Origin of the sequence: Actinospica durhamensis, assembly GCF_018139695.1 — a bacterium.
GTDB lineage: Bacteria > Actinomycetota > Actinomycetes > Streptomycetales > Catenulisporaceae > Actinospica > Actinospica durhamensis.
In genome coordinates, this window is sequence record NZ_JAGSOG010000008.1 from 72,637 (window position 1) to 80,989 (window position 8,353).

The window sequence follows — 8,353 nt, forward strand, 5'->3', positions numbered from 1 at the left end:
TGGAACATGGCGAAACGGCCTTGCTCAGTCCGCCGCGGCGATCTGGCCGGCCAGGTGCTCCGCGATCATCAGAGTCGGCAGATGCGTGTTCGCACTCGGAATCACCGGCATGATCGAGGCGTCCGCCACCCACAGGTTGTCCACCCCGTAGACCCGCCCCTGCGCGTCGACCACGGAGCCGGTCTGCGGATCCGGGCCCATGGCACAGGTTCCGCAGGCGTGGTGGTACGTCCACACCGCCCGGCGCAGCGCGTCCGCGAGTTCGGCAGGATCCTGTATCCCCGCGCCGAGCCACTGCTCCGGCCCGCCGGCCAGTTCCTTGAGCGGGCCGCGCGCGCCGACGTGCCGGGCCGAACGCACGCCCTCGACCATCGCCGCGAGATCCTCGAGCTCGGCCAGCAGGTTGAGCGTGATCCGCGGCCGAGCCAGCGGATCGAGCGTGGCCAGGCGTACCCGGCCGCGCGAACGCGGATTCATCACCGTCGCGGAGACCCAGAACAGCGTGGGAGTCGCGGCCGGCACATGCTGCAGCCACGGTCCGTCGCCCGCGGTGTGCCCCGGCGCCGCCTGCGTCGCCACGATCTGGAAGCGCGGCCCGTCCGGCAGTTCCCGGGCCAGCGGCCAGATGACCGAGATCCCCGGATGCTCCTGCAGATTCGCGCCCACGCCGGGCAGATCCGAGCGGCACGGCAGTCCGAGCACCGCCAGGTCGTGCGCCGGGCCGATGCCGGTGCGCAGCAGGATCGCGGGGGAGCCGTAGGTTCCGGCGGCCAGCACCACCCGGCCCGCGCGCACGATCCGGCCGTCGGCCAGACGCACCCCGGTGGCCGTGCCCCGTTCCAGCAGCACCCGGTCCGCGGTCGCGTCCGCCAGGATGCTGAGATTCGGCCTGTCCCTGGCCTGGCGCAGATAGGTCGCGGCCGCGCTCATCCGCACCCCGCCGACCGTGTTCACCGGCGCCGGGCCCACCCCGATCGCGCCCGGCCGGTTGTGGTCCGTCACCTCGGCGAACCCGGCCTCGACCAAGGCCTCGTACGCCGCCGCGTTGACCGCGGTCAGCTCCTTCGGCCCGTACCGGCGTATCGGCACCGGACCATGCTGCCCGTGCCAGTCGTCGCTGAAGTCGAGGTCGGTCTCGATCCGCCGGAAGTCCGGCAGCACCTGCGCGAAGGACCAGCCGGGATTGCCCAGGGCGGCCCAGCCGTCGAAGTCCGCGCTCGCCCCGCGCAACGCGATCGTGCCGTTGGTCGCGCTGCACCCGCCGACCACCTTGGCCCGGGCCACCACCGCACCGGTCGCCTCGTCCGTCAGCCCCCAGTCGTGGCTGCCGGCCGAGCGCCACCCGGAGCGCAGATCCTCCGGCAGCGCCTCGGGATCCGGGTAGTCGGGGCCCGCCTCGATCAGGGCCACCGTCCGGTCCGGCCGTTCGGACAGGCGCGCGGCCAGCACGCACCCGGCCGCACCGCCCCCGACGACCGCGATATCGACGTCTGATACGGCGGGCTGGTCGGACATGTGTGCCCCCAATCCGGCTCAATGCGGCGAATCGGGGGCACTCCTACCCGCTCCACGCGCGGCGTACGCACCGTGCGCCGCGCCGGAGCCGGGCCGTCAGCGGTTGTTGTTCACCTTCATGTCGAGCAGGCTGCGCTCCCGCAGGTACTCGCGCAGCGGGTAGCTGTCGCCGATGCCCCAGTAGGACAGCGCGTCCTTGCCCCCGCCGAGCAACTGCTGCTGGATCGGGGTCAGCTCGTTCCACCACGGGTGCTCGGGGGTCAGGACCCGGTCCTCGTGCGGCGCGATCCAGCGGTAGGTCCAGCCGATGAACAGGCAGCGCCGGGCGATGTCCGAGTAGTTGTCCGAGCGGCCGTGGTAGAGCCGGCGGTCGAACAGCACCACATCGCCCTTGTTCGCGCAGACCTCGATCGCGCCCTCGGGCTGCTCGACGTCGACCGAGAGGTCCTCCGGCCGGGCCAGCCTGCTGGTCTTGTGCGAGCCCGGGATGCACATGAAGTTGCCGCGGCCCGGCTCGGAGAGGTCCGAGAGGTAGAACGCGGTGCGGATCGAGAGCAGCGGCCGCTCCGGCCCGGTCTCGATCTCAAGGTTCTGCCGGCCGCCGTCCTGGTGCCAGCGCCAGGTCTTGCGGGTCTCGGCCGGGACGCCCGGGTGGATGTCGATGTGGTGGTGATAGGCGTGGATGTTCCAGCCCAGGATGCCCCACACCAGCGGGAAGACGGTGGGCAGCTCGAGCAGCTCGAGGAAGACCTTGTCCCGGTGCAGGAAGCCCATCAGGTGCATGCTCTGATCGCGCTTGTCCAGCCGGCCCTCGGCCTTCTGCAGCGCGTAGACCCGGTCCTGCGCCTCGATCAGCCGCTCCATCAGCACCGGCGGGATCGCGTCCCGGATGATGAAGAAGCCGTCGCGGTCGAACGCGGCGCGCTGCTCGTCCGTGATCTGGATGCCGTCATAGGGCACGGTAGGACGCCCGCTTTCGGCGGCCTCCGGTATGGACTCTCCCATCATCATGGACATAGTGCGCAACCCCCTTCTCGAGGAGCTCTCGGGTATAACCCGTGACCAGAGAAAACCGGCTGACCTAGAGACGTTTGGCACACGGCTCCGGTTGCAGGCGGCGCCACGGACTCTACGCCAAGAGCGCCGGTCACGGCGCGTCGCGCAGCGCGGATCCCCACTTCTCCTCGATCCGCCCGAACCGCCACACCGCCATGGCCGCGAGCCAGGTCACCACGAACAGCCCGACGATCACGAAACCGGCCCGGTTGATGTCGAACCCGGACACCGCGTTCCAGAACGATCCGGACAGGTGCAGCTCCTGTCCGAGCAGCCCGAGCGCCTCGATCGAGCCGATGAACAGGCAGATGCCCACCGAGAGACCGGTGATGGTGAGGTTGTAGTAGACCTTGCGCACCGGGTTCAGGAAGGCCCAGCCGTAGGCCAGGTTCATGAAACAGCCGTCGATGGTGTCGAACAGCGTCATGCCCGCGGTGAACAGCACCGGCAGCGCCATGATCGCGTACCAGGGCACGTGCTGGCTGGCCAGCAGCGCGGTCGTGGCCAGCAGCGCCACCTCGGTCGCGGTGTCGAAGCCGAGCCCGAAGACCACCCCGACCGGATAGATCTGCCAGGGCTTGCGGATCGTGCGCATCCACCGCCCGAAGAACCGGTTCATCAGGCCGCGCTGGGCCAGCTGCGCGTCCAGCGCCTCCTCGTCGTACTCGCCGCGCCGCATCGAGCGCCACACCTTCATGATCCCGGCCAGGATCACCAGGTTCAGCGCCGCGATCAGGAACAGGAAGGTGGCCGAGACGCTCGTGCCGAAGACCCCGCCGAACTGCTCGAGCCGCGAGTTCGGGTTGGCCACGGCCGAGTACACGGCCCGCTCGGCGAACACGATTCCGATACCGATCGCCATGACGATGGTCGAGTGCCCGAGCGAGAAGAAGAACCCGACGCTCAGCGGCCGCTGTCCCTCGTGCATGAGCTTGCGGGTGGTGTTGTCGATCGCGGAGATGTGGTCGGCGTCGAAGGCGTGGCGCATCCCGAGCGTGTAGGCCAGCACGGCCACCCCGATGCCCAGCCCCTTGTAGTGCTCCGGCACGACCGCCACCGCGAAGATGCCGAAGCCGATCACGTGCAGCAGCGCGATGATGCCGAACATGAGCAGCATCCGGCGCCACTCGCGCGGCGTGAGCATCGCGCGCAGCCGGGCGATGCGGCCCATGGCCTGGTCGGGCATCGTGGCGGTCACGGGAGTTTCCTCACGGTCGGCGGTGGCTCGAGACGGGTCCGGGACGGGTCTCAGGGCGCCCGCGGTCGCGAGCCCTGATGCATCATGGCCGCAAATGCAAATAGTTCGCAAGTAGCGCGCCGTGGCGAAAGCCGGGTTTGTCTTCTTCGCGCCCTGTTCAGCGCATGATCCCCGTCCGCGGGCAGCGGACGGGGACCGCGCCGCACCGCCGCGTCAGCGCTCGCGCACCCGCCGCCGCAGCGCCACGCCCAGCAGCAGCGCGCCGCCCAGCGTGATCGCCGCGTTCACCCCCATCGCCAGGTGGAACCCGCCGGCCAGCGCGTCGAGCTGGCCCCGCCCCGAGCGCACCAGCCCGTTCGTACGGCCGGCGGCCAAGGCGCTCATGACCGGGATCCCGACGGTCAACCCCACCTGCTGCGTCGTGGTGGCCAGGCCGGTGGCCAGCCCCTGCTCCACGTCCGGCAGGCCGGAGGTCGCGGTCACGTTGTATCCGACGATCGCCTGCAGGTTGGCGTAGATCCACACGGTCCCGCCCAGCAACAGGATCACCACGCTGTCGCCGCGGGTCATCGTCGCGATGACCACGGTGCCGAGCCCCTGCACGAACAGTCCCACCACCAGCACGTTCCCCGAGCCGAAGCGCCCGATCGCCCGCGGCGCCAGGTTGCCCGAGACGGCCGCCACCACGCCCAGCCAGCCGAACACCAGCCCGGTCTGGATCGGGCTCAGGCCGTTGACCTGCTGAAGGAACAGCTCGCCGACGAAGGACACCGAGGTGGCGGTGGCGAACGCCAGCAGTCCGCCCAGGTTTCCCAGCGCCACCGTGCGGCGACGCAGGACCCTGAGCGAGACCAGCGGCTGCGCGGAGCGCGCCTGCACCGCCAGGAACAAGGCCAGCAGCACCACGCCCGCGGCCAGCGTCCCGAGCACACTCGGCCGCCCCCACCCGCCCTGCGCGGCCGTGCTGAGCGCGTAGATCAGCGCGAGCAGCCCACCTGTGACGGTCACCGCGCCGGGCAGGTCGAGCCGCTCGCGCCGGGAGTTGCGGCTCTCCTCGACCAGGAGCGGCGTGCCCGCCACGACCAGCACGCCGAGCACGATCGGCAGCACCATGGTGAAGCGCCAGCCGACCAGGTCGGTCACCACGCCGCCGATCAGCGTGCCCACGGTGAACCCGGTGGCCATCAGCGACCCGGCGATTCCCAGCGCCCGGTCCCTGGCCCGCCCCTCCGCGAACGACGTGGTCAGCAGCGCCATCCCGGTCGGCACCACGCCTGCCGCGCCCAAGCCCTGTAACGCCCGCGCCGTCAGCAGCACGGCCGGACTCCAGGCCAGCGCCGTCAGCAGCGACGCGAGCGTGAACAGCACCATCCCGCCCAGGAACACCCGTCGCCGCCCGATCAGGTCCCCGGTGCGCCCGAACAGCAACAGCAGTCCGCCCGATGGCAGCGCGAACGCCGTCGCGACCCACTGCAGGTCCGACTCGCCGAGGTGCAGATCGCGCCCGATCGCCGGCACCGCGATGGTGAGGATGGAGAAGTCGATGCCGACCAGGAAGTTGGCCGTGCACAGCACCAGCAATACCAGCCGCCCCCGCCGGTCCATCCCCCCGCCGCGCCTCGACGCCGGCTCCACGTCCCTATCAGTTCTCTGCGCATCGATCCCGCGCGCACCACTCAAGATCTCGGTCATGCCCCCAGCCTGCGGCCGCGGAACAATCCGTCCCGAGAGTGTGCTTATGGTGGTGTCGCCACCACCAGCCACGGCGTGAGAGGAACCCGCACATGGTGCTCGCCACCCCCGCACCCGCCGCACTCGATCCCGCCGCGGCTCCGGTCCTCGCCCCCGACGAACGCCGCCGCGCCGAACTGCGCGACTTCCTGATCAGCCGCCGGGCCCAGATCTCCCCGGCCGAGGCGGGAATGCCCGCCGGCGCGGGCCGCCGCCGCACCCCCGGCCTGCGTCGCGAAGAGGTGGCCGTACTCGCCGGCGTCGGCGTGTCCTGGTATCAGTGGCTTGAGCAGGGCCGCGACATCACCGTCTCGGCCCAGGTACTCGACGCCGTCGGCCGGGTCCTGAAGCTCTCCGAGCCCGAGCGCCAGCACCTCTACGCCCTCGCCGGCCTGACCCCGCCGCCCCTGCGCGCCGCCGCGATGCGCACCCAGGACGGCTGCCCGGCCCTGCAGCGCATGATCGACGCCTGGTGGCCCAACCCGGGCCACATCGTCGACCGCTACTGGAACATCACCGCCACGAACGCCGCGGCCCACCTGGTCCTCGGCCTGAGGGCGGGCGGCAACTGCCTGGTCGAGTTCTTCGAAGGCGAGCAGTTCAAGCGCGGCTACCAGGTCGCCGACCAGATCTCCCGCCGCCTCGTGGCCCAGTACCGCGCCGAGATGACCAACAGCCCCGGCGACCCCGGCTACCACGAGGTCGTCAACCGCCTGCTGCGCACCAGCCCCTACTTCGCCCAGCTCTGGGACCTGCACGAAGTCGAGGCCGCAGGCGTGAACCACAAGGTCTACCAGCACGAACAAGTAGGCGAGCTGCGCTTCGAGACCACCCAGCTGCGCGTGCCGGAATGGCCGGACCTGACCGTCGTCATGCACACCCCGCTCGCCGAGACCGACACCCGCCAACGCCTCGAGCGCCTCCTCGACGAACACGAGCGCCGCCACGGCCTGCGCGTAGCCGCCTGATCAGAGGCATTCGCAGGATCGGTCGGCTCGCAGTTCTCATCGCTCGCGCACCTCACTCGTCGGCTTGGCGACAACTCAGCGACGTAGAGCGGCCTCCTGCTCGAGGCGGGAGCTTCTCAGGGTTGCGCACGAAGTAGAGCCCGGTGATCAGAGCATTCCAAAGCATTCAACGCGTTCAACGCGCTGAGGGTCCGGGCGACCGCGTCGCCCGAGGCGGGCAGCAGCGGAAGCCGTACCGCCGCGGTCGGGATGCGGCCCTGTGCGGCCAGCACCGCTTTGACGACCGCCGGATTCGGCTCGGCGAACACCGCCTCCGACAGTCGGGCCAACGCGTGGCCGAGCACGCGTGCCCGCGTCAGGTCGCCCTTGTCCCAGGCTTCGACGAGTTCGGCGAACCGCGCCGTGGCCAGATGCGCGGAAGCCAGGACGCCGCCGGCCGCTCCCAGCGCGAGCAGGGGTGCCAAGAACACGTCGTCCCCGGCCAGCACGGCGAATCCGGGCGGCAGGTCGCCGAGCAGATCGACGGCGTCGTGGTCCACGGTCCCGTGCGCGAACTTCACCCCGACCACGCCGGGCAGACGGCCGAGGGCGCGCAGGGTCGGGGCATCGAGCGCGCACCCGGTCCGATACGGGACGTCGTACACGATCAGGGGTACCGGGCTGTGTTCGGCCAGATGAGTGAAGTGCGCCAGAACTCCTGCAAGGGAAGGTCGCACGAACGGCGGAGCAGGAACCAACGCGGCATCGGCCACTCCGGTGCCGGCCAACTCCTCGAGCTCCCGCGCGCTACGGTCGGTGGCGCTGCCTCCCGTCCCCACGATCAGCGGTGCGCCGAACTCCCGGCACGCCTGGGCACACACCGCGACCATCTCGCTCTTCTCCCGCACAGTGAGTAGCGCAGGTTCCCCGGTCGTGCCGAGCGCGACCAGCCCCGCCGCACCTTCGGCCAGCACCGAGCGAGCCAGATCCCGCAACGCGTCCGAGGCGACCGACCCGTCCGCGTCATACGGCGTCACCATCGGCACATAGATCCCGTGTATCCCGTGTGGATTCATACCTCGAGGGTGCCGACCCGCCCAGCATCAGGTCCAGCTCACATTTCCCATGGTGAGCGTAAGGTGAACTGATGCTCGACGTGCATCGCCTGCGCCTGCTGCGCGAACTGTCCCACCGCGGCACCATCGCCGCCGTCGCCCAAGCGCTGTCCTTCACCCCTTCGGCCGTCTCGCAGCAGCTGTCGACGCTCGAACGCGAGGCCGGAGTGCCGCTGCTCACCCGCACCGGACGCCGCGTCAGCCTCACCCCCGCCGGGCGGAATCTGGTCGACCACACCGAAGCAGTACTCGAACACCTCGCCCGGGCCGAGGCCGAACTGGCCCGCGCCCGTACGGGCCCGGCTGGCCCGGTACGCATCGGCAGCTACCCGACCGCCGCCCGCGCCGTCATCCCCGCCGCCCTGGTCGCGCTCTGCCGCACGAGCCCGCTGCTCGAGCCGCACGTCACCGAGCTCGACCCGGCCGACGTACCGGACGCACTGCGCGCCGGCCACCTCGACGTCGCCCTGATCCACGAGTACGACTTCGTCCCCGCGAAGGGCGAACCGGGTCTGAGCACCCGGGAACTGTTCAGCGAGCCGCTCTACCTGGCCGCACGAACCTCCGGCTCGATCGCGGACCACCGCCAGAGCCCGTGGATCGTCTCGCCCCCCGGCACGTTGTGCCGCGCCATGGTCGAAAGAGCATGCGAAGCGGAGGGTTTCAGTCCCCGGATACGCCACGAAGCCGACGACTTCGCCACCGTCCTCGCCCTCGTCGCCATCGGCCAGGGCGTGGCAGTCGTCCCCCACCTCGGCGCCCTCGACCCGCCCGCGGGAACGACCCTCACC

Annotated in this window: 7 protein-coding genes; 2 read left to right on the forward strand and 5 right to left on the reverse strand. The window is 70.8% G+C overall.

Features of this window, described 5'->3' with window-relative positions:
• Window positions 1-24: 24 nt before the first annotated feature.
• From KDL01_RS03305 to KDL01_RS03320, 4 genes are all read right to left on the reverse strand, one after another.
• Window positions 25-1,515, reverse strand: coding sequence for a GMC family oxidoreductase (locus tag KDL01_RS03305; RefSeq protein WP_212526801.1), 1,491 nt, complete (start codon window positions 1,513-1,515; stop codon window positions 25-27).
• Window positions 1,516-1,611: 96 nt separating this feature from the next.
• On the reverse strand, window positions 1,612-2,532 hold the full coding sequence (locus tag KDL01_RS03310) for a phytanoyl-CoA dioxygenase family protein (RefSeq protein ID WP_212526802.1): 921 nt from the start codon (window positions 2,530-2,532) through the stop codon (window positions 1,612-1,614).
• Between the two features lie 130 nt (window positions 2,533-2,662).
• Entirely contained in the window at window positions 2,663-3,757 is a 1,095-nt protein-coding gene (gene nicT, locus KDL01_RS03315) for a Nickel transporter NicT (protein WP_212526813.1), read from the reverse strand.
• Between the two features lie 225 nt (window positions 3,758-3,982).
• Complete coding sequence (locus KDL01_RS03320; RefSeq protein WP_212526803.1) at window positions 3,983-5,374, reverse strand: MFS transporter; 1,392 nt, start codon at window positions 5,372-5,374, stop codon at window positions 3,983-3,985.
• Between the two features lie 179 nt (window positions 5,375-5,553).
• Here KDL01_RS03320 and KDL01_RS03325 point away from each other — a divergent pair, with 179 nt between their 5' ends.
• Window positions 5,554-6,468, forward strand: a complete 915-nt coding sequence (locus tag KDL01_RS03325) for a helix-turn-helix transcriptional regulator (RefSeq protein ID WP_212526804.1) — start codon at window positions 5,554-5,556, stop codon at window positions 6,466-6,468.
• 116 nt (window positions 6,469-6,584) lie between these two features.
• Here KDL01_RS03325 and KDL01_RS03330 read toward each other — a convergent pair whose 3' ends face one another.
• Window positions 6,585-7,523: a dihydrodipicolinate synthase family protein gene (locus KDL01_RS03330; protein WP_281415211.1), complete on the reverse strand. Its 939-nt coding sequence runs from the start codon at window positions 7,521-7,523 to the stop codon at window positions 6,585-6,587.
• Window positions 7,524-7,594: 71 nt separating this feature from the next.
• On the opposite strand from KDL01_RS03330, the gene KDL01_RS03335 reads away from it, so the two are divergent.
• Window positions 7,595-8,353, forward strand: a 759-nt coding sequence (locus KDL01_RS03335; RefSeq protein ID WP_212526806.1) for a LysR family transcriptional regulator, incomplete at its 3' end; no start/stop codon positions are given.